The sequence below is a fragment of the Phyllobacterium sp. TAF24 genome (genome assembly GCF_052113785.1).
Taxonomy (GTDB): Bacteria; Pseudomonadota; Alphaproteobacteria; order Rhizobiales; family Rhizobiaceae; genus Phyllobacterium.
In genome coordinates this window covers 130,061-153,174 of record NZ_JBFRDN010000001.1, presented here as the reverse complement: position 1 = coordinate 153,174, position 23,114 = coordinate 130,061, and the positions used below count along the sequence as shown (strand labels likewise).

The following is a 23,114-nucleotide window of genomic DNA, read 5'->3' as shown; positions in this document are numbered from 1 at the left end:
GATGGAGACGTCGCTGTCTTCTGCCCGCAAAGTCAACCTTGGCAGRCAGAAGGGAGCATAAACCGGACCGTCAGCCGTAGCGGCTGATCCCGAGTTCCGATGCGTCAACGTCAGGTGTTTTACCGGACACAATGTCAGCCAATACCCGGCCCGAACCACAGGACATGGTCCAGCCAAGCGTTCCGTGGCCGGTGTTCAGGAAGAGGTTCTGATATTTGGTGCCGCCACCAATAATGGGCGGGCCATCAGGCGTCATCGGTCGCAGACCGCTCCAGAAGGTGGCTTTCGACAGATCGCCGCCACCGGGGAAAAGATCGCTGACAGAATGCTGCAATGTCGCCTTGCGCGCATCGCGCAGGGTCAGATCATAGCCGGAGATTTCCGCAGTGCCGCCGACGCGGATACGATCGCCGAGCCGCGTAATGGCTACCTTGTAGGTTTCATCCATGACGGTCGATTCAGGTGCGCATGTGGCATCGGCAATCGGCACGGTGATGGAATAGCCTTTGATCGGATACACAGGAACGGGCACGCCAATGCGGCGCAAGAGGAATGGCGAGTAGCTGCCAAATGCGACGACATAGGCGTCGGCTGTCAGTTCTTCCGTCTCCGTCGAAACGCTGGCAATACGGTTGCCGCTGGTGTTGATTGAGGTGATGGTGGTGTTGAAGCGGAAGGTAACGCCCTTTTCAGCCGCAAGCGCGGCCAGCTTTTCCGTGAAAATCTTGCAATCGCCGGTTTCATCACCGGGCAGCCGTAGACCGCCGACAAATTTTTCGCGCACATTGGCAAGGGCTGGTTCGACGGCAATACAGCCAGCAGGGTCAAGGAGTTCATAGGGCACGCCGAACTGCTTGAGCACTTCGATATCGCCTGATGTGCCGTCATATTGGCTCTGTTTGCGGAAGAGCTGCAATGTGCCCTGACTGCGCTCATCATAGCTAATGCCGGTCTCAGCCCGCAAATCGCGCAGCGAGTCGCGGCTGTATTCAGCGATGGGAACCATGCGGATCTTGTTACGGGCATAACGTGCCGACGTGCAGTTGCGCAGCATACGCACCAGCCACAGCGCCATATAGGGATCAAATTTCGGCCGCACGACGAGGGGACCGAAATGCATCAGCATCCATTTGATGGCTTTGATGGGAACGCCGGGGCCAGCCCATGGCGATGAATAGCCGGGTGAAATTTCGCCGGCATTGGCAAAGCTTGTCTCCAGAGCCGGACCGGGCTGCCGGTCCACCACAGTGACCTCGTGACCTGCCTGTGCCAGATACCAGGCAGATGTGACGCCAACGACGCCACTTCCAAGAACGAGAACTTTCATGGCCGCAGGGCTCCTTCATACAATGCAAAATGTGCCGGTGTCTTCGCAGACATCAGCATAGGGGTGACTCGCACTGTGGGATGCCGCAAAAATTCTTTCCAGAGGATTCTTGAAGAATACGCGGAAATATCTTGGAAAATGCGCGTACTTTCCGAGCTTGGGATATGCGCTGCCGCCCATCCGCTCTCAGCTTGTGATGTTGCCTACAATATCCGCGCGTCTGGCTCCGGTCGTGTGTCCCGCCATGGTCAAATTTACCGCGAGCGACTAACCTTTGAAATCCCCGGTGGGCATTTCAAACAAACTGCGGCATTTCGATATTCGCATCTGGAGAATGTATTGTGCTAATTCCTACATACACACCAAGATATTTTGGACGTCTGGATACTTGGCGCTTCCCTGATTGGGCGATTAAAGTCTATGGAATTTCAGCGGAAGCTTCAGAACAAAAACTGGCCCTTGATCCGCAGTTAGTTGAGGCAGCCCGCGTTTTCGTCGAGGTCAATCTTGCCCGAATGAATGATACACCGCACTATTCGGTCGGTTTTGCTATTCTGCACCATGGGAGCGGTGCGAAGTCTCTTTTGACTCAATGGTGGACGAATGAATGTGTCTGTATGCAATACGTGGCTCAGACAGAATATTCAGGAGTGCCAAAGTTTTCATCTGCGAAAACTGACATCATGGCTTGCGCCTATGAACTCATTCCCATCGATTTTGAGCGGCGTGCTTGGGTCTCAACAGTGATGTCGGGAAGACCTATGGAAGACTATCTGGATTCCTGGCTTCCAGACGGCCTCTATTGATATATCTCTACCCGATATTGGCCTAATGGAACGGACAGCCTGCTCGATTTCTCGCAATCTCGCATCGTAACGGGAATCATCAAAACGACAAAATAAAAGGCCGGGAAAACCCGACCTTCTCAAATTCATCTTGGCTATCAGTGCCAGTACATCCGTGGTCAAAGACCGCGAAGACGAATTATATCAGCCAGCCTGAAGCTGGTCAGCAGTCATCTTGCCGGACTTGTTGTCACGAACCAGCTCGAAGCTGATCTTCTGACCGTCATTGAGGCTGCGCATGCCAGCGCGCTCAACTGCGGAGATGTGAACGAACACGTCTGCCGAACCATCGTCTGGCTGAATGAAGCCGAAGCCCTTTGTGGAATTAAACCACTTTACTGTTCCAGTGCTCATAATGAACCCTTTCAAGGAATATGTTTTGGTGACCTACCGGGCGACGCCCGACAGTTTTAGCTCGATTTTTGAAGAAGGATCGTTGAGAGCGCGTTGGCGCAATAAAACTAAAAACAAACTACCAAATACCGATGGGCCTTACATAGGGCCTGAAGATCATTTCGTCAATGCTGCGCCGGAAAAAATAATTTAATTATAAAAACTTAGCCTGATTCAACGGCTATATTGGATGCTTTTACTGCGCAATATTTGAGTGATGCTGGCAACCATTCTTCATGGGGCAAGCACGTCTGCATTCTGATAAATTGATCCAGCCGCGGCTTAAAAGACCGCGTCAATGCGTTATGAATTGCTGTCGGGTTACTTACCCTTGGTTGCCAGCGTCACCTTTGCCTTCGCCTTGGCTTTCGTAGGCTTCTTGGCCGGTTTTAAAGCGTTTTCAGCTTCTTCTTCCGCTTCCTTGGCCAGCCGCAGCGCCTTCAGGCGTGCGGTCTTGTTTTCCCATTTTGCAGTCTCGTCATTGATAATGGCGGATGCGGCAGCGGTTGTGGCCAGACTTTTCTGTTCCGAAGGACTAAGGACCCGCTTCGGACGGACACCAACTTCAGGCAATTGTTTTGGACTATGTTTCATCGTGTCTCGCATTTTTGAGCCACAATCATCGCACGCGACGCTCCACAAGTCTATCGTGCATTCCTGCTGTGTCCCGGCGTCCAGCCCCGTGCAAAGCCATAGGACATGGCCAGAGAGGCATATTCGATCTCGCGCAGCAGGAACTCCCGCTCGGCCAGAAGTGCGGCTATCGTCGCGCGCGTGTCCCCTTGATGGTAAGCCAAGGCTTCATCGATTTCGTCTTCCGGTTGTTTCAATATGGCGTTCATCGGAATCTCCTTTTCAGAAAGAATGCCACAAGCGGGAACCCTTGAAAAGGAATTTGTTCCTGTTTTGTTCTAATTTTACTCTTGACGCGTGTTTCGGGTTGCGGGGCTGAATGGGCATTGCGCGTGGTTCGTGGTTCCACAAGCTCACCATGAGGGAGAGTGTGGATGTAATGCTAATCACCAAGGTCGCAGAACTTGGCTCCGTTACATCACCCCTCTCCGTCATCCTCGGGCTTGACCCGAGGACCCATGGCAAAGGAAATTCAACAAATCTGAAACTTGACGCTTTTAAATTGTGGGTCCTCGGGTCAAGCCCGAGGATGACGGAATTGGGTGGGATGGCGGGAGCCAAGTTCTGCAACGTTGGTGATTAGCGTTACATCCACCCAAGCCCCTCATGGTGAGCTTGTCGAACCACAACCCAACGTTCACCGCAACAATACGGCGCGATCATCACAATCGCGCCGCACCTGAACAATGGTTTGTTGGATAAGAGAGAGGCCCTTAAGGCTTGGGTTTGCCCTTGCCAATAACCTCAGTCTGTTTGCCAATGGAGCTTGCAAACGGAACAGCGGCTTTCACCTCAGCCTTGTCCTTCTTTGGTTTGCGCACTTCACGGTTGCTGCGCTGTTGACCTTTAGCCATGGTGGTTCTCCTTTTGTTGATTGTAATCTGGACGGGAAGATTTATTCGGGGCGGGACTGATCCTCAAGAAGCGCTGCTTCCAGATCAAAGTGATCAATCGGGAAAACCTGCCGGGTGCTGAGCTTTGATGACCGGGATGGAACGTGAATGAAGGTCGCAACGCGGCGGTGGGCAACCCTGGCCAGGCCGTCGATCAGCTCTTCATCCTGATCGATGTCGTAATCCCCTGCGGGCAATGTCTTGTCCACTCCCTTCAGCGCAAATGGTGCGTTGAAGTGGACGATGGAATGTGTCGTACGCGTGAACATGCCAACCCTCCTCTGGAAGTGGCAAGCAGCGAAAGCTGACCTGCGGTGTTCTCATCCCGGCGGGTGCCGGAGATCAGTCGTCGTGCAACGTTTAAACCCGTCGCCGCTTTGGAATGAGATTGGCGGGCCGGGAACCTCTGACGCCGCGAAGAGCCAAATCTGAACCAAGGATATCCAAAAGGCGACAGCAAAACAATCGTCATCATTTAAGGCATAATTGCGGATGTCTCGTCCGGAAACACCTTCAGCCAAGGACACCGGCAAAACTTTCTGTCAGCCTGCCTTGCCGGAATGCCTCGGCAATAAAATCAACGAACACCCGCGTCTTTGCCGGTAGCAATGTGCGGCTGGCATAATAGATCGACACCGGTCCGGCATCGACATACCAATCAGGCAAAAGCCGAACAAGTTTGCCGCTCTTCAGAAGAGGCAGGGCAACCGGCGCCGAAAGAATCGTAACCCCGAGACCAAGCAGTGCTCCCTGCCGCATGGCCGCCGGATCGTTGACGACAATCCTTTCCCTGATATGTGCCGGCTTTTCCTCTCCTGCACTGTTGCGCAGCATTCGAACGGGTATTCGTCCTGTGCTGTCCCGACGCAAGACAATTCCGTCCATATTGGCAAGCTCCACCGGATCGGTCGGAGATACGCGCCCCTCCATGTAGCTGGGTGAGGCAACGGCAATGAGATGAAGCGTCGCGAGCGAACGCGACACCATGCCGGGCAAAAGCTCGAAGCCGCCGCCGATAGCCGCATCAAAACCTTCGCCTATCAGGTCCACCTGCCGGTTTTCGAAATGCCATTCAGGCCGGATCAACGGAAAGCGCTTGAGGAAGTCAGGGAGCAACGGCATGACAAAGCCAATACCGAGCGTCGGGCTCATGCTCACCTTGAGCACGCCTGAAGGTTCGTCGCGTTGGGCTGAAATGTCGGCAATTGCTGCCTGCAAATTATCAAGGTTCGTCCTGATAGCCTGCAGAAAGCGCTCGCCTTCCTCCGTCAACGTCAAGTTTCGCGTGCTGCGATGAAACAGCCGGATACCAAGATTGCGCTCAAGCATCGCCACATTGCGGCTCACCGCTGCGGGTGTCAGTTTCAGCCCCCGCGCTGCGGCCGAGAAGCCGCCAGACTCGGCGCTGCGTACAAAGGACTCCAGATTGGTCAAGGTTTCCATGTCGATACTTTCAATTGATACTTGAAAATACTTAAAGCCATTACTCGCTTATCGTCAATGAATGAACGGACCATATTCAGCCCATGCAACTTCACTCGTTCACGACATCAAAGGAAATAACATCATGAGCATTGGTATTATTGGCTCGGGACTGATCGGTTCGGCTTTTGCACGGGCATTGGCGCGCGCCGGGATCGAAGCCACTCTCTCCAACAGCCGCGGACCGGATTCACTCAAAGAACTGGTCGGCGAAATCGGACCGTCCATCAAAGCGGGTACAGTGCAACAGGCGGCAAGCGCTGACATTGTTCTGATTGCCGTCAACTGGACGAAACTGCCGCAAGCACTTGCCGGTCTGCCCGCATGGAATGGCCGCATTGTCATCAATGCCAACAATGCCATTGAGGCACCTGAATTCAAGCCGTTTGATCTGAAAGGACGTCTGTCGAGCGAAGTGGTTGGCGATCTCGTTCCCGGAGCAAAACTGGTCAAGGCGCTCAACCATCTGACCGCTGCCCTGCTTGCCGCTGACCCGAAAGCCGAAGGTGGCAAGCGCGTATTGTTTTATTCGGGCGACGATGCGGACGCCAAAGCCAAGGTGGCTGCCCTGTTTGAAAAGCTTGGATTCTTTGCACTTGATCTTGGCAGTCTGGCAGTGGGCGAGAAGATGGCGGGTTTCCCCGGCGGTCCGCTTGTTATCCATAACCTCGTTAAATTTGGCTGATCGCTGTCAAAGGGCCTGCTCCATGAGCGGGCCCTTTCAGGGCTCTCCGCCCTGTCATCACCGGCTAATTTCCCTCGGGTACTTTTATATTCGGCAAATAATGTTACATTGGCTTCAACGTTAATGAACAAGCGCCTTGCCTGCGTCCTCCAGAGGTTCGCGCGGCGCCCGAAGGATAAGATTTTGAAAGACCCCGAATCGGACGCCCGTAAAGCGTCGAATGAAGGGGCGTCTGGCGGTGGTTCGGTGTCAAACGGCACTACAAATCCCGCCAAGAACGGACCCGGGCCACAAGGGGATTCTGCGCGACAGACGCAGGAGAGCCAGCCTGATTCCCAAGAAGGACGCTTCGACAAAAACCCCAAGAAACGTGCGCGCCGCCGTCGGCGTGGCAAGTCGAAACATGGTGCTGTTTCGACAGAGAATGCTGTTGCCGTTGCAGCTTCGGCGCACCCGGTCGGAGAAGCAGGTACCGTTGCGCAGGCCAAGACAGGCAAGAAACGCCGTCCGAACCGCAGACGTCGTGGACGTTCCGGTGCGAAACAGCCGGAAGCTGTTATTGCCGCGACTGTAACACCGAGCAATCAGGCAAAGCCTGCGGAACAGGATAATGTCAGGCGCGAACCGAAATATGCGGGCGCTCCGCTCTACGCGGCGCTCGATCTTGGCACCAACAATTGCCGCCTCTTGGTCGCAACACCAACGCGGCCCGGCCAGTTCCGCGTCATTGATGCATTTTCGCGCATTGTTCGTCTTGGCGAAGGCCTTGGTGCAACCGGACGTTTGAGCCCCAATGCCATGAGCCGCGCTATCGAAGCGCTGAAAATCTGCCGCGACAAGCTGGAAAACCATGATGTACGCAAGGCGCGTCTCATCGCGACGGAAGCTTGCCGTCAGGCGGAAAATGGCGCGGAGTTTCTGGGGCAGGTCAAGCACGAGACTGGTCTTGATCTCGAAATCATCAATCGGCAGACCGAAGCCCGCCTTGCAGTATCGGGCTGCGGCACGCTGGTTGAACGGGAAACCGATGCGGTTGTTCTGTTCGATATCGGTGGTGGTTCCTCGGAAATTGCCCTGATCGACGTATCGGAACGGCGTTCGCCGCGTCTGGCCGAGCACATCATTGCGTGGACATCGTTGCCTGTGGGCGTTGTCACGCTGGCCGAACGTTTTGGCGGCCGCGATGTAACGACGGATAATTTCGCTGTCATGGTCAATCATGTGGCAGAACTGCTGAATGATTTCTCCGAGCGCCATAAACTCGGTGATCTGGTGAACAGCCAGAATTTCCACCTGCTTGGCACGTCTGGCACAGTGACCACGCTTGCCGGTATCCATCTGGGGCTCGACCGCTATGACCGGCGCCGCATCGATGGTATCTGGATGCAGAATGATGATGTGACCGAGATGACCAGCAGGCTTCTATCGTGGAGCTTTGACGAGCGGGTTGCCAATCCCTGCATCGGGGCTGATCGTGCCGATCTTGTTCTTGCCGGTTGCGCCATTCTCGATGCAATTCGCAATGTCTGGCCCAGCCAGAAACTGCGCGTGGCTGATCGGGGCCTGCGCGAAGGTATTTTGACTGAACTCATGTCGCGCGATGGCGCGTGGCGCAATCGATGGTTTCGCGCCAATGTCGCGTAAAAGAGGGGCGTAATTTCCCAATGGCTAAGACAACAACAGGCGGGCGCGGCGGCACGGGTACGCGCGGCCTTCATACCAAGATCAAGAAGAAGGCTGGCACGATCAAGGAATCGTCACGCCGCTGGCTGGAACGTCACATCAACGATCCCTATGTGCAGCGCTCCAAGCAGGACGGTTATCGTTCGCGCGCCGCCTACAAGCTGATCGAAATCGATGACCGCTACAAGATCCTGAAAAAGGGTCAGCGCATCATTGATCTGGGTGCCGCCCCCGGCGGCTGGAGCCAGATTGCCGCTGGTATTGTCGGCTCTCCCGAGGACGCGCCGACGGTTGTCGGTATCGACTATCTGCACATCGATCCCTTGCCGGGCGTGACGCTGCTTGAGATGGATTTTCTCGATGACGCAGCACCGGACAAACTGATCGAAGCGCTTGGCGGTCAGCCGGATATTGTCCTGTCTGATATGGCAGCCCCGACCACGGGTCATCGCCGTACCGACCATATCCGCACGACACATCTGTGCGAAGTGGCGGCGGATTTTGCGGTTTCCGTGCTGCGTCCCGGCGGCCATTTTCTGACCAAGACCTTTCAGGGCGGTACGGAAAATGAAGTGCTGACGCTGCTCAAGCAGCACTTCAAATCCGTGCATCACGTCAAGCCGCCCGCATCACGCGCGGAGTCGGTCGAGCTTTATCTGCTCGCACGCGATTTCAAGGGTCGTTCCTGATCCTCTATTCGGCAGGTGCGGGCTTGGCGGGCGGGTAATGGCCCGATACTTCGGCACCAGCATCCGGCTTCATCGGCATAAACGAGAAGAACGCCAGCGATGATATGGCTGCCACAAGGAAGAATGCCGTGTGGAAGTCGGCCAATCCCAATGGCCTGTCGTGCAGGCTGGTCGAAACTTCAAGAATGCCGCCAGCCACCGCCACGCCAAGCGCAATGGATATTTGCTGTGCGACAGATGCGATAGGTGTTGCCAGACTGGTCTGTTCATTCGGCACTTCCGCATAGGCAAGCGCATTGGTGCCGGTGAAGAACAGAGACCGGAAAAAGCCAGCAACCAAAAGCAGAACGATGATCAGCGCTGTTGGCGTCTGCGGTGTGAAGAAGCCATTGATGGCGATAAAGCTTGCAGCGACCAGCGAGCCCCACATCAGCGCATTGCGAAAACCTGTTTTACGGAAAAACCACTTGGTAACCAGCTTCATGCCGATGGCACCAGCAGCCGACACAAAGGTGATCAGGCCCGATTGAAACGGCGTCATGCCAAAACCGATCTGGAACATCAGCGGCAGCAGGAACGGTGTCGCGCCGACGCCGATACGGAACAGGCTTCCCCCGAATATCGACGCACGGAATACCTGATTTTTGAACAGATCAAGCGCCAGCAGCGGCTCCGGCGTGCGCTTGGCATGAATGAGATAAAGCACCGTCGAGATCAGCCCGATAATAAGCGTTGTTATTCCGACCCAGACCGGCAAGGCAGGAAGGCTGACAACGGAAAGGCCGAACACAACGCCGGACGCGGCAATGCCGCTGAGGAAGAAGCCGGGCACATCAAGCTTGCGCTGGATCAGCGTTTCCACGTCAGGCAGATAGCGGGTGGCGAACCAGATGCCAAGCAAGCCGATGGGAACATTGATCAGGAAAATCCAGTGCCAGGTGAAATAGGTGGTCAGGAATCCGCCAATGGGCGGTCCAAGCAGCGGGCCGACAAGGGCAGGGACTGTCAACCACGCCATGGCGCCGACAAGTTCACTGCGTGGGGTCGAGCGTACCAGCACAAGCCGCCCAACCGGTGTCATCATGGCACCGCCAACACCCTGCGCGAAGCGCGAGATAACGAAAGCCAATAGCGAATTCGATACGGCGCAGGCAATCGAGCCCAGCACGAACACGACAATGGCCGCACGAAACACATTCTTTGCGCCGAAACGGTCGGCCATCCAGCCGCTGACCGGGATGAAGACGGCAAGCGAGACGAGATAGGCGGTCAATGCCAGTTTCAGGGCAATCGGGCTTGTCCCGATATCCGCCGCAATGGCGGGGAGGGACGTCGATATGACAGTCGAGTCCATCTGCTCCATAAACAGGGCGACAGCGAGCACGAGCGGAACAATGCGATTCACAATGAATTCCAGTTCTCAGTAAAGGGCTTCGTCAGCAATCGGGGTCCGTCGCGGGACTCACACTCAAAAAACAACCCTTGCTGGCGCTGCGATATCACCAGTGTGGCGGGTGCTCAAGCACCGATCAATCAGATGTGATCCGGCGCGATCAGATTTTCCGCTATTCAGAACGGAACAGTTCGCCAGCCGCAGCGTTGCCCGGACTAAATCTCAACCGCAGAACCCAAGACTGCCTGAAGGAGATGCCCCCTATGACCCCCTATGAAATTTCCCGTCGCGACTTGTTTCTTGCGTCTAGCGCGATTGCTGGAGGCTTGGCTATGTCGCAGGTTATGTCAGAGCCTGCTACGGCAGCGGTCCCGTTGTCTGGTGCGAAGTCACCGGGTTTCAAGCGTTTCAAACTGGGTGATTTTGAAATCACCACGCTTCTCGATGGCTTGCGCCTCTCCGATGGTCCGTTTCCCACCTTTGGCGCTGATCAGTCGCAGGAGAAGGTCGGCGAACTGATGCGCGCCAACTTCCTGCCGGAGACAAAATTCGTCAACGGCTTTGCTCCGGTTCTCATCAATACGGGCAGTGAGCTAATCCTCTTCGATACCGGTTTTGGTGCTGCTGGTCGCGATAATGGTTTTGGCCAGCTGGAAGCCAATATGAAAGCGGCGGGTTACACACCGGATCAAGTGAGTATGGTTGTCACCACCCATATGCATGGCGACCACATCGGCGGTCTGATGAATGGCGACACGCCGGGCTTTGCCAATGCACGTTATATCGCCGGGCAGATCGAATATGATTTCTGGACCGATCCGGCGCGAACGGGCACACCCGCAGAAGCAGGTGCCAAAGGTGTTGCAGCCAAAGTGAAGCCGCTGGCCGAAAAAACCACGTTCATCAAGGCTGGCGATGCCATCGTATCCGGCATCACCAGTGAAGCAGCCTATGGGCATACGCCCGGCCATATGATTTTCCACGTGGAATCCGCAGGCAAGCGAGTGGTGCTAACAGCCGACACAGCCAATCACTATGTCGCTGCCTTGCAGCATCCCGAATGGGAGGTCGCTTTTGACACGGATAGGGCAAAGGGCATCGAAACGCGCAAGCGGGTTCTCGACATGATCGCCACCGACCGGGTGCCATTCATCGGCTATCACATGCCGTTCCCGTCAGCCGGTTATCTTGAACGGCTTGGAAGCGGCTACCGCTTTGTGCCGGTGACCTACCAGTTCGACGTTTAAGGCTGTTCCGGTATTGCCGCTGCGGCTTCGGCGCGCTTGCGCCGGATCGTATCGGCAATGAACACCCGTGACAGGGCATGGTAGAGCGGTTCGTGCGAGATAATCCGCGCCGTGCCGTAGCCGAGCATCGACGTGCACATCAGGGCGATCACGCTGTCGTGGCTGCCGGTCATTTCCAGAATGATGACAAAGGCCGTCATTGGCGCCTGCACGACACCGGCGAAATATCCGGCCATGCCAAGTACCGCCGCAAGGCCGATATTGCTGCCGGTAAGCAGACCAACTGAACTGCCAAAACTTGCGCCGACGGAAAGTGATGGCGCAAAAATACCGCCGGGAATGCCTGATACCATGGAGAGGAAACTGGCGAGCAGTTTTTCCAGAAAGAAATACCAGGGCAGGGCATGGCCTTCCACAGCGCCGCGCGCCTGCTCATAGCCGGTGCCAAAGGTTGTCCCGCCTGATGCCACCCCGATCAGCGCAACGGCAAAGCCGCACACCGCAGCCAGCAACAGTGTCCGGCGAAACGGGTCAGGCGCGGCCCAGCGCTTGATCCGGCGCAGTGCCTTGACCGCACCCGCGCTGAAACAGGCACCGAATGCACCGCCGCCAACACCGCACAGAATAACCAGCAGCCAGTCGGAAAAGCCGGTGGTTGCCGCCACCGATTCACCAAAATAGGTGTAGTTGCCCACAAGCCCGATAGCAGCCAGACCGGAGAGAATGACGGCGGTCAGAACCAGACCATTGGTGCGGGCCTCATAGGAGCGGCCCATTTCCTCGATGGCAAAGACGATACCCGCAAGCGGCGTGTTGAAGGCGGCAGCGATACCGGCGGCGGAACCGGCCAGAATAAGACCGCGCGCCTGCGCCATGCCGCCCCAGCGCGCCACCTGCAGCATCAGCGATGCACCAACCTGTACAGTCGGACCCTCACGGCCAATGGAGGCGCCCGAAAACAGCCCGACAACAGTCAGAAGAATCTTGCCGAAAACCATACGCAAGGACAGCAGTCTGACGCGATCTTCGTGATCGTTGAGATGGCGCGCGGCAATGGCTTGCGGAATGCCACTGCCTTGGGCGTTGGGAAAAAAGCTGAAGGCCATATAGGCACAGAACACAAATCCCAGCGGCGTAATGATCAGCGGCAGATAGGTGGTCCAGTCGCTGGTGCCGATCACGCCATGGAACGATTGTTGGGCAAGATCCGCCAGTTTGGCAAAAAGCACGCTGATAACGCCGATGGTGATTGCACCCGCCCAGAACACGAGGCGTGGCCGCCAGACGCGGGTATTGCCCCACATGGCGCGCGACCGGCGCAGGACGGAAACTTTTCGGTAAATCGGGCGCACTGGATTTCCAATATCAAACAGCAGAAGGGATGTTTCGTCCTAACATGGGCGAAAACATCAGGCCAGTCTCAACAATTCGCCCTTTTCTTGCCAAGATGCATAGGGCAATTTGCCGGGACAAGGAGGACGCCATGAAACGATTCTATGCTTTACTTTGTGTTTCGCTGACACTGGGTGCCGTGGCTCCGGCTTTTGCCGCATCGACGGAAGAAAAGGTCGATCCAATCGATAAGGCCGCCAATGAATGTCTGGCCAAACCGGAGGGGCAAACAACCGCAGGTATGGTTGATTGCACGCATCAGGCGTTCGTGGCCTACGACAAGCAATTGAACGAAGTCTACAAGAAAGTTCTCACTTCGGTTGATCCAGAGTCTGCCAAACAGATCCGCGATGCCCAGCGCAAATGGGTGGCGTGGCGCGAAGCCCAGATCAAGGCCAATGATGGCCCTTGGCGTGCCGACCGGGGCACAATTGTCAGCATCGATATTGAAGCAATGAATGTGGATGCGGTGCGTGCGCGCATCAAGGAACTTCAATATTATGGGCAGTAGGGGCGGTTTTTATCCACCCCTAGCGGGTGATCACCTATTACTGATTGCGGAATAAATACGTTTCCACCTTTCCAAACCGACATATCCATGTTACCAGCCCGTGCCAATTCACCTGAACATTACTGACTCGGCGCACCGCCATCGTGGTGCGCTTGTCGCTTTTTAAGGAATTGGGTATGGCAAAAATCGTAGAATCCGCGACAGGCGCGCTGGCACTGACATTTGACGATGTCCTGCTTCAGCCGGGTCACTCCGAGGTCATGCCCGGCCAGACCGATATTCGCACCCGCATTGCTCCCGATATTGAACTCAACCTGCCGCTGCTCTCCGCAGCCATGGACACGGTCACCGAGTCGCGTCTGGCGATTGCCATGGCACAGGCTGGCGGCATGGGCGTTATCCATCGCAATCTCACCCCTGAATTGCAGGCCGAAGAGGTCCGTCAGGTCAAGAAGTTCGAATCCGGCATGGTGGTCAATCCTGTGACCATCGGCCCGGATGCAACCCTTGCCGATGCGCAGGCGCTGATGCGTGCCCATGGCATTTCGGGCATTCCCGTCGTCGAGAATGGCGGCGAAGGCAGCCGCAAGCCCGGCCGTCTTGTTGGTATCCTGACCAACCGCGATGTGCGCTTTGCTTCGGACCCGTCGCAGAAGATTTACGAGTTGATGACGCGCGAAAACCTGATCACCGTGCGCGAGAACAATGTTCAGCACGAGGAAGCCAAACGGCTTCTTCATCAACACCGCATCGAAAAACTGCTGGTTGTTGACGGCAAGGGCCATTGCGTCGGCCTCATCACCGTCAAGGATATGGAAAAGTCGCAGCTTAACCCGAACGCCGCCAAGGATGCGCAGGGCCGCCTTCGCGTTGCCGCTGCATCCAGTGTGGGCGAAGACGGCTTTGAGCGCGCCGAACGGTTGATTGCTGCCGGCGTCGACGTTCTCGTCATTGATACGGCCCATGGCCATTCGCAGCGTGTTCTGGATGCAGTCACCCGCGCCAAGAAAATGTCCAATGCCGTGCGGATCATCGCCGGTAATGTGGCGACGGCTGCTGGCACACAGGCGCTGATTGATGCGGGCGCCGATGCGGTCAAGGTCGGTATTGGACCCGGCTCCATCTGCACCACACGTATCGTTGCCGGTGTTGGTGTACCGCAGCTATCGGCTGTCATGTCGGCGGTTGAAGCGGCCCACAAATCAGGCGTTCCTGTTATCGCCGATGGTGGCATCAAATATTCAGGCGATTTTGCCAAGGCGCTTGCTGCCGGTGCTTCCGCTGCCATGGCCGGTTCCGCGCTTGCAGGCACCGAAGAAAGCCCCGGTGAGGTCTATCTCTATCAGGGCCGTTCGTTCAAAGCCTATCGCGGCATGGGCTCGGTTGGCGCCATGGCACGCGGTTCGGCAGATCGCTATTTCCAGGCTGAGGTGCGGGACGAGCTAAAGCTGGTTCCAGAGGGCATCGAAGGTCAGGTTGCCTATAAGGGTCCGGTATCGGGCGTGCTGCACCAGCTCGCTGGCGGTCTTCGTGCCTCCATGGGCTATGTCGGTGCAAAAAACCTTGAAGAATTCCGCGAAAAGGCAACATTCGTGCGCATCACCAATGCGGGTCTGCGTGAAAGCCACACCCACGATGTGACGATCACCCGCGAAAGCCCCAACTATCCGGGCGGCAACTGACAAAGGCGCGGAGGCCATGTCTGACAACACCCTCCGCGACCACTTCTTGGCCATGGCGCGCAACAGCGCCTGGTCGAACAACCGGCTGCTTGGTGCCTGTGCAGGGTTGACCGATGCCGAGTTTGCGCAGGAGCGCACCAGTTTCTTCCCATCGATCCAGATGACGCTCAACCACAACCTTATCGTTGACCATATCTATATGGCCGACATCAAAGGTATCGGGCGTAGGAACATCAGCCTTGTCGGCGATATTCCTTTTCCCAAACTCATTGATCTGAAGAAAGCACAGGATGCTTTCGATGCGGAACTTATTGCTTTTTGCGACAGCCTGAGCGCATCCGATCTCAACCGGATCATATCCATCGAATGGCATGATGGCGCGGTTTCTGAGGAACCTTTACAGCTTGTCCTGTCGCATCTGTTCATCCACCAGATCCATCACCGGGGTCAGGCCCATGCCATGCTGGCGGGAACAAATGTGCCCCCGCCGCAGCTCGACGAGTTTTTCCTGAATTATGATATGCCCCGGCGGAAAGATGAGCCTTTTACGGGGTGAGAGCGTAAGTGCCGCTCTTACCCCCTCCCCACAAGGGGGAGGGTAAGAGTGGTGCCATCTTTCCATCGATCAAATGCCTGAACATCAAAGAGGTTACAGAACCAAATACCGTGGTTCGACAGGCTCACCATGAGGGAGAGTGAAGATTGCAGGGAGTCACATCCTGCAACGTTGGCGACTATCATTGCAGCCCACCCCAGTCCCTCATGGTGAGCTTCCTGAGCCTGTCGAAGGGCGAACCACGCACGATGTTGATGCAAACAGTATTTGAAAGTCACGGAATAATCTTCCGCTCCCGCAAATCCCGGAATACCCGCAAAAACATCTCCTCCGTATCGATATATTCATGAAATCCGGCGCGGCGCAGTTTTGTGCCGTCGGCGAAGAAATCATAATTCCAGCCGAACACCGCATCGCCAAATCCCCATGAGGACACATCCTTGTAGGGCACATCGGTGAGACCGTGTTTCCTGATCATACTGTCCCACAGTGGTTCCTTGTCAGCCATCACTACATTCAGTGACATCGGCAGGGGCGGGGCAACTTCGAGATCAAAGAATTTGGCAATTTTTGGCCACATCTCACTCCAGCGAAACAGGTCGCCATTGTTGATGTTGTAGGCCTGATTGCCGCTGGCCGAATTGGTGGCGATAAACACTGTTGCCCGCGCGAGCAGTCCGGCATCGGTCATTTCGAGCAGGCTGTCATAGGCGCCCGGCTTGCCCGGAAAACGCAGGGGAATGCCAAGTTCCTTCGACATCGAAGCATAGACCGCGATCACCGATGCAAGGTTCATCGGATTGCCCAATGCAAATCCAACCACCACGGACGGGCGCAGGGCTGACCATGTCCAGCTTTTATCCTTCTGCAAGGCTTCAAGGAAATCCTGCTGGTCGATATTGAATTCCGGCGGCATGTGATTGGCGTCGCTTTCGCGGGCCGGGGTCTTGAATGGACCGAGATGCGCACCGTAGACCTTATAGCCCTGCATCAGGCTGATGTGCTGAAGCTTGGGTGCTATAGGTTCAATAGCGCCCACGACATTTACCAACATGGCAAGGTTCGGCGGCACCAATTCGGCCCATGTGGGGCGATCCTGATACGCCGCGTAAAATATATGCGTGATATCTGTCAGGTGCGCGAGCTTTGCCTTGGCATCATCAGCGTCGAGCAGATCGACCGCGATGTGGCTGAGCTTGCCCGCAGTTTTACCGCCCCGCCGCGACAGCCCCACAATCTCCCAGTCACCAAGTTCTTTAAGATGCGCGATGAGATTGCCGCCGATAATGCCGTTGGCACCCACAATTACGGCCTTCTTGATATTCTCCGTCATTCCATCAGCTCCATTTCGTTGGTGCTGCATCATCATTCATTCGTAGCTATTTGCGTAGATGCGCTGTGATGATATCATTCATAAGAATATCTTTGAGGTGATGTATGGACCGGTTCACAGCGATGAAGACCTTTATGCGGGTGGCGGAGCTTGGCTCATTGTCGGCTGCGGCGCGGGAACTTGGCCTCACACAACCTGCGGTCAGCCAGCAGGTGGCTGCGCTGGAACGCCATCTCAAGATGCGGCTTCTGCACCGCTCGACCCGCCAGCTGGCTCTGACGGAAAGTGGCGAAACCTATTACCAGCGGACGAGGCATATCCTGCAGACGGTTGAGGAGGCAGAAGAGGAGGTGGCCGGTCTTGCCACGGCCATTCGCGGCAATCTTCGTGTGCATGCACCTGTTGGCTTTGGCCAGATGCATCTGGCACCTGTTCTTATCGATTTTCAGCGGCAACACCCGGATTTGACCGTCGAACTCATCCTTGATGACCGCTTTGCCGATCTGGTGGCCGAGGGTGTCGATGTCGCCATTCGCTTCGGCGCGCTGGCATCATCAGGGCTGGTGGCGCGCAAGCTTGCCACGTTCGAACGCATTCTCGTGGCTTCGCCCGATTACATTGCACGATACGGCAATCCCTCGACACCGGAGGAATTGTCAGAGCACCCGCATGTCAGGTTCATCTGGTCGCCACAGGGGGAGGCGGTGCCCCTGATTGGTCCTGAGGGTGCGATCACAGTGCCGGTTAAATCCAGCTTTCTCGCCAACAATGCCTTCGTGCTCAATCAGGCCCTGTGCGCAGGGTTGGGAATTGGCGGAGCGCAGGTGCCGCTGATCCGGCAATTCCTTGACGAGGGCACTCTTGTCAGGGTTCTGCCCGCCTATGGCTATGCGCCGATGGATGTTCATGTGGTCTATGCATCGGCAACGTTTCTGCCGCGCAAAGTGCGCGCCTTTGTTGATCATCTCGCCGCAAGTCTGACGGAAATTCCCGGTCTGAATTAACAGGTTGCGGAAAAAATGAACGTAGACGTAAGATGCGTCAACGATGGAGGAAACCATGTCGCAAACAGCAATACTCTGGCCAATGATCGCTCTGACAGCCCTGATCTACATTGTTTACGGGCTGGTTTTTCTGCGCCGGATGGAGGCTGTCAGCAGCGGGCAGGCATCGGCGCGCGATTTCAAGGTGCCAGTGAAAGAGCCAGAGGCCAGCGCCACGGTGATCCGCAATCTGATCAATCTCTATGAACTGCCCGTGTTGTTCTATGCCGTGTGCATTTCACTTTACGTGGTCAACGGCGCATCATTCCTTGCTGTTATCGTGGCATGGCTGTTTGTGGCAGCACGCATTGCCCACACATTCGTGCATGTCACGTCAAACAGTTTGAAACTTCGCCAGCCCATCTTCACCATTGGCTATATTCTCAACGGTGTTCTCTGGGTCATGCTCGCCCTGCATCTGGCTATACCTGCCCCGGTTTGATCCGCCAGCACTCCACTTTTGGAGTGAGACGTCACCCCCCTCTGTCCTGTCGGACTACCGGGGCGAGCCACGGGTCTCGCCCGTCCTTCGGACCCCCCACAAGGGGGGAGATCAGCCTTCAATACGGTCTTTGCACAATCTGCAACGCTTCCGGTTGTGCAAAGGCGTTGATGTCAATGTGATCTCCCCCCTTGTGGGGGAGATGTCCGACAGGACAGAGGGGGGTGAATGCCGCCGGTTCGCGGTTCGTGGTTCGACATAACAACCATGAGGGAGAGTGTGGATGCAGGGCTAACCGCAAAGATTGCAGATCACAGAGGGGCAGAATTTAGCTCCCTTTCATCACCCCTCTCCCTCATGGTTGTTATGTCGAACCACGAACCACAACCAATACCCGCCAATCCCCTCAGGCAGCCAAATCATCCAGCTCATCGGCTGAAATCAGCAATCGCTGGCCGCAATCGACAATCGTGGCCGCTAAAGCCTCAAAATCATCGCGCCGCTCGCTTTGCCTGCGCCAGATCAGGCCAATCTCCCGCGAAGGTTCGGGATCGGCAAAAGCAATAATGCGCACATTGTTGCGGCTGGCTTCCGTGCGCACGGCGATCTCGGGGATCAGCGTCAGGCCCATGCCATGGCTGACCATTTGCAGCAGGGTTGCCATGCTGGTTGCGCCGTAATTGACCAGTTGCCGCTGCTTGACGCTGGTGCAGACTGCCAAGGCCTGATCGCGCAGGCAATGGCCCTCTTCCAGCAGCAGCAGGCGCTCCAGCGCCACATTCTCCTGCGTCATCGGAGATGTGAGAATGTCGATGTCGTTGCTTGAGGTGGCGATGAGAAAGCGGTCCCGGAACAGTGGTTTGGCAACCACGCCTTCGCTGTCGATCGGCAGGGCGGCGATCAGCGCATCGAGATCGCCGAGACGCAAATCCTCGACGAGTTTTGATGTCACTGCCTCGCGCAATTCGATAGTCAGGTCAGGATAGGTCGCCCGCAGTTCCGGGATGAGAATCGGCAGGAGATAGGGCGCAATGGTTGGTATAATCCCGAGCCGCAGGCGCCCCTGTAAAATGCCGCGCCGCTGCGAGGCGAGTTCTTCCAGCGAGCGGATGCCGTTCAGAATACCACGAACCCGCGGCAGAAGCCGTTTGCCCATATCGGTCAGCACAACCGTGCGGCGCGTCCGCTCAAACAGGGTTGTCCCGAGCCGCTGCTCCATTTCGGCGATCTGTGCCGAGAGCGCGGGCTGAGAAATACGCGCGAGTTCCGCCGCTTTGCGAAAGTGCAAAGTGGTGGCGAGGATATCGAAATAGCGCATTTGCCGGACTGAAAACATGATAACTAAATCCTATCAATAATAATTCTAAATTCAATTGGAAACTATGATTGGAATAGTTCTATGGTAGCGGCGAGATCGCAGTAGGCCATGGTGCCCTGCGATTCTGAAATAGTGTCAGAACACGAAATTCAAGGGAGAAGCCAATGGCTGACCGTCCGACGTTGACAACTACTGCCGGTGCACCGGTATCAGACAATCAGAATTCGAGAACTGCCGGCGAACGCGGCCCTGTTCTTCTGGACGACTACCAGCTGCTTGAAAAGCTTGCCCACCAGAACCGTGAACGTATCCCGGAACGCGTTGTTCACGCCAAGGGCTGGGGCGCATTCGGTACGCTGAAAATCACCGGCGATATTTCCCGCTACACCAAGGCCAAGGCATTGCAGCCGGGTACCGAAACACCGCTGCTGCTGCGTTTCTCCACAGTTGCTGGCGAACTCGGCGCAGCCGATGCCGAGCGCGACGTGCGTGGTTTTGCGCTGAAATTCTACACCAGCGAAGGCAATTGGGATCTGGTTGGCAACAACACGCCCGTGTTCTTCGTCCGCGATCCGCTGAAATTCCCTGACTTTATCCACACGCAGAAGCGTCATCCACGCACCAATATGCGTTCGGCCACCGCCATGTGGGATTTCTGGTCGCTGTCGCCGGAAAGCCTGCATCAGGTTACAATCCTGATGTCTGATCGCGGTCTGCCAGTCGCGCCGATGTATATGAACGGCTACGGCTCGCACACCTATTCCTTCTGGAATGATCAGGGCGAACGTTTCTGGGTCAAATTCCACTTCAAGACTCAGCAGGGTCACAAGCATTATACCAATGCCGAAGCTGAAACGCTGATCGGCAAGTCGCGCGAAACCTATCAGGAAGAGCTGTTTGGCGGCATTGAACGCGGCGCGTTCCCGAAATGGACTGTTCAGGTCCAGATCATGAGCGAAGCCGACGCTGAGAAGACCTCCTACAATCCGTTCGACCTGACCAAGGTTTGGCCGCATGGTGAATTCCCGCCAATTGAAATCGGTGTCATGGAGCTTAACCGCAACGCCGACAACTATTTTGCCGAGATCGAACAGGCGGCCTTCTCGCCCTCAAACGTTGTTCCCGGCATTGGCCACTCGCCAGACAAGATGCTGCAGGCGCGCGTGTTCTCCTATGCGGATGCGCATCGTTATCGCCTCGGTACACATTACGAAGCCCTGCCGGTTAACCAGCCGAAATGCCCTGTGCATCACTATCACAAGGATGGCCAGATGAATTTCGTTGGCCAGAAGACCGGCAATGTGGATGCTTACTACGAGCCCAACAGCTTCTCCGGTGCTGTCGAGCAGCCTTCGGCAAAAGAGCCGCCATTGGCCCTGTCAGGCAGTGCGGACCGTTACAACCATCGCATCGGCAATGATGATTATGGTCAGGTAACGGCTTTGTTCAATCTGTTCGATGCCGGGCAGCGTTCGCGTCTGTTCTCCAACATCGCTGCGGCAATGGGCGGCGTTCCCGGCGCTATCATCGAGCGCCAGCTGGCGCACTTCAAGCTGGTTCATCCTGAGTATGAAGCCGGTGTGCGTGCGGCACTCAAGGAAGCGCATGGCTATGAAGCCAATGCAATTTCCAACGAAGAAAAGCACGCCGCAGCCGAGTAAACACGGCTGAACGTACTTTGTTGAGTAAAGTGAAAGCCGGAGCATCACGCTCCGGCTTTCTTTTATTGGCTTTGCCATGTATGCGATGCCGGTAGATCTAATGAAGGAATTTCCATGCGACTTGGCGGACGCCTGCAGGCGGCAATCGAAGTACTTGATGATATAGAGACCCGCAAACGCCCGGCTTCCGATGCGCTCAAGGATTGGGGCCTGTCGCATCGCTTTGCCGGTGCCGGGGATCGCGCTGTTATCGGCAATATCGTCTATGATGCCCTGCGCCGTAAATTGTCGCTCGGCTGGCGCATGGACAGCGATGCAGCCCGCCATATCGCCTTTGGTGTGCTCCTGTCCGATGCCGAACTGGTCATTGACGAAATCAATGCCGCGCTTGAGGGTGACAAGTTTGCGCCTGAACCGCTTGAAGCTGACCGCATGGCAATCTGGCAGGCGCGTGACCTTTCCAACGCGCCGGATCATATCCGCGCCGACGTACCGGAATGGACCATTCCGCATTTTCAGGCGATTTTTGGCGATGCCTGGGTTGGTGAAGCAGCTGCACTCAGCGACCGCCCGCCCGTTGATTTGCGTGTCAATACGCTGAAAGCCGACCGCGAGAAGGTGCTGAAGGAACTGGTTCGTGCCGGAGCCAATGCGGCACCGCTGCTTGAGACTGCCGTGCGCGTTCCGCCTTTGCGCGCCATGGGCCGCCACCCGAATGTACAGGCGGAACCGGCATTCCAGCGCGGTCTTTTCGAGGTGCAGGATCTCGGCTCGCAGATCGCGGCAAAGCTTTCGAATGCCAAGCCGGGCGAGCAGGTTCTGGATTATTGCGCCGGTGCTGGCGGCAAGACGCTCGCCCTTGCAGCCCAGATGGGCAATAAGGGACAAATTCATGCCTATGATGCGGAACGCGCGCGTCTTGCACCGATTTTCGACCGGCTGAAGCGGGCAGGGGTGCGCAATGCGCAGGCCCATGCCAATGTCAGCGAACTTGCCCCGCTTGAAGGCCAGATGGATCTCGTTCTGGTCGATGCACCCTGCACGGGTTCGGGTACATGGCGGCGAAGGCCCGATGCCAAATGGCGTTTGAGCGAGCAGCAGCTGGAACGGCGCGAAGTGGAACAGCGCGAAGTGCTTGATGCGGCCAAGGCCTATGTGAAGCCGGGCGGACGGCTGGTTTATATCACCTGTTCGCTGTTTGCACCGGAGAATGGCCAGCAGGTCGCCTCGTTCCTTGCTGCCAATCCCGGCTACGCGTCCGTGGATACTGCTCCGCTCTGGCAGGAAGCTGTTTCGGTAAGCGATAATCTCGATCCGCTGTTCAAGGACGGCAGCACGATCCTGTCGCCATTATCCACGTCGACAGATGGCTTCTTCATTTCAGTTCTCAGACGCGAGAAATAACGGTACAACCATCCGCGACACTGTCGGCAGGAAAGGTCTACCCATGTCCCGGTCTGTAGGATTTCTGTTGTTTCTCGTGCTCACCATCGGTGGCGGCCTCGCCATCGGCTATATAACGCTGCCGGGCGAATGGTATGCCGGTCTGGCAAAACCTTCCTTCAATCCGCCCAACTGGATTTTCCCGCCGGTTTGGACCATCCTTTACGTTCTCATTGCCATCGCCGGTTGGCGGGTCTGGGATATTGACCTGACATCCGCCCAGCGGTTCTGGTGGGCGCAGCTCGTCCTGAATTTTCTCTGGTCGCCGACATTTTTTGGTTTCCAGCAGATGGGACTGGCGCTGCTGGTGATCGCACTTCTGCTGGTCTCGATCATCGGCTTCATCCGGGTGACGTGGGAAGCGGAGAGACCATCGGCGATCATGTTTATTCCCTACCTTCTCTGGGTGGCGTTTGCCACACTGCTGAATGTGTCGCTTTACCTGCTGAACCCGGTAGTCTGA

Annotated in this window: 24 protein-coding genes; 13 read left to right on the top strand and 11 right to left on the bottom strand. The window is 56.2% G+C overall.

All coding sequences use genetic code 11. The features are described from left to right. Window positions 1-70: 70 nt before the first annotated feature. On the bottom strand, window positions 71-1,327 hold the full coding sequence (locus AB4Y96_RS00775; RefSeq protein ID WP_441915012.1) for a D-amino acid dehydrogenase: 1,257 nt from the start codon (window positions 1,325-1,327) through the stop codon (window positions 71-73). Between the two features lie 341 nt (window positions 1,328-1,668). Here AB4Y96_RS00775 and AB4Y96_RS00770 point away from each other — a divergent pair, with 341 nt between their 5' ends. Further along, window positions 1,669-2,133, top strand: a complete 465-nt coding sequence (locus AB4Y96_RS00770; protein ID WP_441915010.1) for a hypothetical protein — start codon at window positions 1,669-1,671, stop codon at window positions 2,131-2,133. A gap of 183 nt (window positions 2,134-2,316) precedes the next feature. Here AB4Y96_RS00770 and AB4Y96_RS00765 read toward each other — a convergent pair whose 3' ends face one another. The 6 genes from AB4Y96_RS00765 to AB4Y96_RS00740 form a co-directional block, all read right to left on the bottom strand. Further along, window positions 2,317-2,526 carry a cold-shock protein gene (locus AB4Y96_RS00765; protein WP_091881096.1) on the bottom strand — a complete coding sequence of 70 codons (210 nt, stop codon included), beginning with the start codon at window positions 2,524-2,526 and terminating at the stop codon, window positions 2,317-2,319. Window positions 2,527-2,886: 360 nt separating this feature from the next. Continuing rightward, complete coding sequence (locus AB4Y96_RS00760; RefSeq protein ID WP_091881094.1) at window positions 2,887-3,159, bottom strand: hypothetical protein; 273 nt, start codon at window positions 3,157-3,159, stop codon at window positions 2,887-2,889. Window positions 3,160-3,209: 50 nt separating this feature from the next. After that, the gene (locus AB4Y96_RS00755) at window positions 3,210-3,407 is read right to left on the bottom strand and encodes a hypothetical protein (protein ID WP_091881092.1); all 198 of its coding nucleotides are present in this window, start codon (window positions 3,405-3,407) and stop codon (window positions 3,210-3,212) included. A 504-nt stretch (window positions 3,408-3,911) separates the two neighbouring features. Continuing rightward, on the bottom strand, window positions 3,912-4,052 hold the full coding sequence (locus tag AB4Y96_RS00750) for a hypothetical protein (RefSeq protein ID WP_175540610.1): 141 nt from the start codon (window positions 4,050-4,052) through the stop codon (window positions 3,912-3,914). A gap of 41 nt (window positions 4,053-4,093) precedes the next feature. Beyond that, window positions 4,094-4,360 (bottom strand): hypothetical protein, encoded by a 267-nt coding sequence (locus AB4Y96_RS00745; protein WP_091881090.1) that lies wholly within the window; start codon window positions 4,358-4,360, stop codon window positions 4,094-4,096. A 244-nt stretch (window positions 4,361-4,604) separates the two neighbouring features. Beyond that, the gene (locus AB4Y96_RS00740; RefSeq protein WP_441915009.1) at window positions 4,605-5,534 is read right to left on the bottom strand and encodes a LysR substrate-binding domain-containing protein; all 930 of its coding nucleotides are present in this window, start codon (window positions 5,532-5,534) and stop codon (window positions 4,605-4,607) included. Between the two features lie 124 nt (window positions 5,535-5,658). On the opposite strand from AB4Y96_RS00740, the gene AB4Y96_RS00735 reads away from it, so the two are divergent. From AB4Y96_RS00735 to AB4Y96_RS00725, 3 genes are all read left to right on the top strand, one after another. Further along, entirely contained in the window at window positions 5,659-6,258 is a 600-nt protein-coding gene (locus tag AB4Y96_RS00735; RefSeq protein ID WP_441915007.1) for an NADPH-dependent F420 reductase, read from the top strand. 183 nt (window positions 6,259-6,441) lie between these two features. Next, window positions 6,442-7,902 (top strand): Ppx/GppA phosphatase family protein, encoded by a 1,461-nt coding sequence (locus AB4Y96_RS00730; protein ID WP_441915005.1) that lies wholly within the window; start codon window positions 6,442-6,444, stop codon window positions 7,900-7,902. Between the two features lie 20 nt (window positions 7,903-7,922). Further along, the gene (locus tag AB4Y96_RS00725; protein ID WP_441915004.1) at window positions 7,923-8,630 is read left to right on the top strand and encodes an RlmE family RNA methyltransferase; all 708 of its coding nucleotides are present in this window, start codon (window positions 7,923-7,925) and stop codon (window positions 8,628-8,630) included. Between the two features lie 4 nt (window positions 8,631-8,634). On the opposite strand, the gene AB4Y96_RS00720 is transcribed toward AB4Y96_RS00725, so the two are convergent. Continuing rightward, window positions 8,635-10,035: an MFS transporter gene (locus tag AB4Y96_RS00720; RefSeq protein WP_091881084.1), complete on the bottom strand. Its 1,401-nt coding sequence runs from the start codon at window positions 10,033-10,035 to the stop codon at window positions 8,635-8,637. Window positions 10,036-10,286: 251 nt separating this feature from the next. On the opposite strand from AB4Y96_RS00720, the gene AB4Y96_RS00715 reads away from it, so the two are divergent. Beyond that, window positions 10,287-11,270, top strand: coding sequence for an MBL fold metallo-hydrolase (locus tag AB4Y96_RS00715; RefSeq protein ID WP_441915002.1), 984 nt, complete (start codon window positions 10,287-10,289; stop codon window positions 11,268-11,270). On the opposite strand, the gene AB4Y96_RS00710 is transcribed toward AB4Y96_RS00715, so the two are convergent. Then, complete coding sequence (locus AB4Y96_RS00710; protein WP_441915266.1) at window positions 11,267-12,574, bottom strand: chloride channel protein; 1,308 nt, start codon at window positions 12,572-12,574, stop codon at window positions 11,267-11,269. The two genes, AB4Y96_RS00715 and AB4Y96_RS00710, sit on opposite strands and share 4 nt — an antisense overlap. Window positions 12,575-12,753: 179 nt before the next feature. Between AB4Y96_RS00710 and AB4Y96_RS00705 the strand changes: the two genes are divergently transcribed. The 3 genes from AB4Y96_RS00705 to AB4Y96_RS00695 all read left to right on the top strand — a co-directional run bounded on the left by AB4Y96_RS00705 (window position 12,754) and on the right by AB4Y96_RS00695 (window position 15,411). Continuing rightward, window positions 12,754-13,173, top strand: a complete 420-nt coding sequence (locus AB4Y96_RS00705; RefSeq protein ID WP_441915001.1) for a lysozyme inhibitor LprI family protein — start codon at window positions 12,754-12,756, stop codon at window positions 13,171-13,173. Window positions 13,174-13,349: 176 nt separating this feature from the next. Further along, window positions 13,350-14,855, top strand: coding sequence for an IMP dehydrogenase (guaB, locus tag AB4Y96_RS00700; protein ID WP_091881079.1), 1,506 nt, complete (start codon window positions 13,350-13,352; stop codon window positions 14,853-14,855). 16 nt (window positions 14,856-14,871) lie between these two features. Continuing rightward, the gene (locus AB4Y96_RS00695) at window positions 14,872-15,411 is read left to right on the top strand and encodes a DinB family protein (RefSeq protein WP_441914999.1); all 540 of its coding nucleotides are present in this window, start codon (window positions 14,872-14,874) and stop codon (window positions 15,409-15,411) included. Window positions 15,412-15,685: 274 nt separating this feature from the next. Here the strand turns inward: AB4Y96_RS00695 and AB4Y96_RS00690 are convergent, their stop codons facing one another. Beyond that, window positions 15,686-16,744 (bottom strand): SDR family oxidoreductase, encoded by a 1,059-nt coding sequence (locus AB4Y96_RS00690; RefSeq protein ID WP_441914997.1) that lies wholly within the window; start codon window positions 16,742-16,744, stop codon window positions 15,686-15,688. A 104-nt stretch (window positions 16,745-16,848) separates the two neighbouring features. Here AB4Y96_RS00690 and AB4Y96_RS00685 point away from each other — a divergent pair, with 104 nt between their 5' ends. Both AB4Y96_RS00685 and AB4Y96_RS00680 read left to right on the top strand, forming a co-directional pair. Further along, window positions 16,849-17,748, top strand: coding sequence for a LysR family transcriptional regulator (locus tag AB4Y96_RS00685; RefSeq protein WP_441914996.1), 900 nt, complete (start codon window positions 16,849-16,851; stop codon window positions 17,746-17,748). 55 nt (window positions 17,749-17,803) lie between these two features. Further along, window positions 17,804-18,229, top strand: a complete 426-nt coding sequence (locus AB4Y96_RS00680) for an MAPEG family protein (protein WP_441914994.1) — start codon at window positions 17,804-17,806, stop codon at window positions 18,227-18,229. A 406-nt stretch (window positions 18,230-18,635) separates the two neighbouring features. Here AB4Y96_RS00680 and AB4Y96_RS00675 read toward each other — a convergent pair whose 3' ends face one another. Next, window positions 18,636-19,565, bottom strand: a complete 930-nt coding sequence (locus AB4Y96_RS00675; RefSeq protein WP_441914993.1) for a LysR substrate-binding domain-containing protein — start codon at window positions 19,563-19,565, stop codon at window positions 18,636-18,638. Between the two features lie 146 nt (window positions 19,566-19,711). On the opposite strand from AB4Y96_RS00675, the gene katA reads away from it, so the two are divergent. The 3 genes from katA (at window position 19,712) to AB4Y96_RS00660 (ending at window position 23,114) form a co-directional block, all read left to right on the top strand. Next, complete coding sequence (gene katA, locus AB4Y96_RS00670; RefSeq protein WP_091881071.1) at window positions 19,712-21,208, top strand: catalase KatA; 1,497 nt, start codon at window positions 19,712-19,714, stop codon at window positions 21,206-21,208. 114 nt (window positions 21,209-21,322) lie between these two features. After that, complete coding sequence (locus tag AB4Y96_RS00665) at window positions 21,323-22,612, top strand: RsmB/NOP family class I SAM-dependent RNA methyltransferase (protein ID WP_441914991.1); 1,290 nt, start codon at window positions 21,323-21,325, stop codon at window positions 22,610-22,612. A gap of 43 nt (window positions 22,613-22,655) precedes the next feature. Further along, window positions 22,656-23,114: a TspO/MBR family protein gene (locus AB4Y96_RS00660; protein WP_441914990.1), complete on the top strand. Its 459-nt coding sequence runs from the start codon at window positions 22,656-22,658 to the stop codon at window positions 23,112-23,114.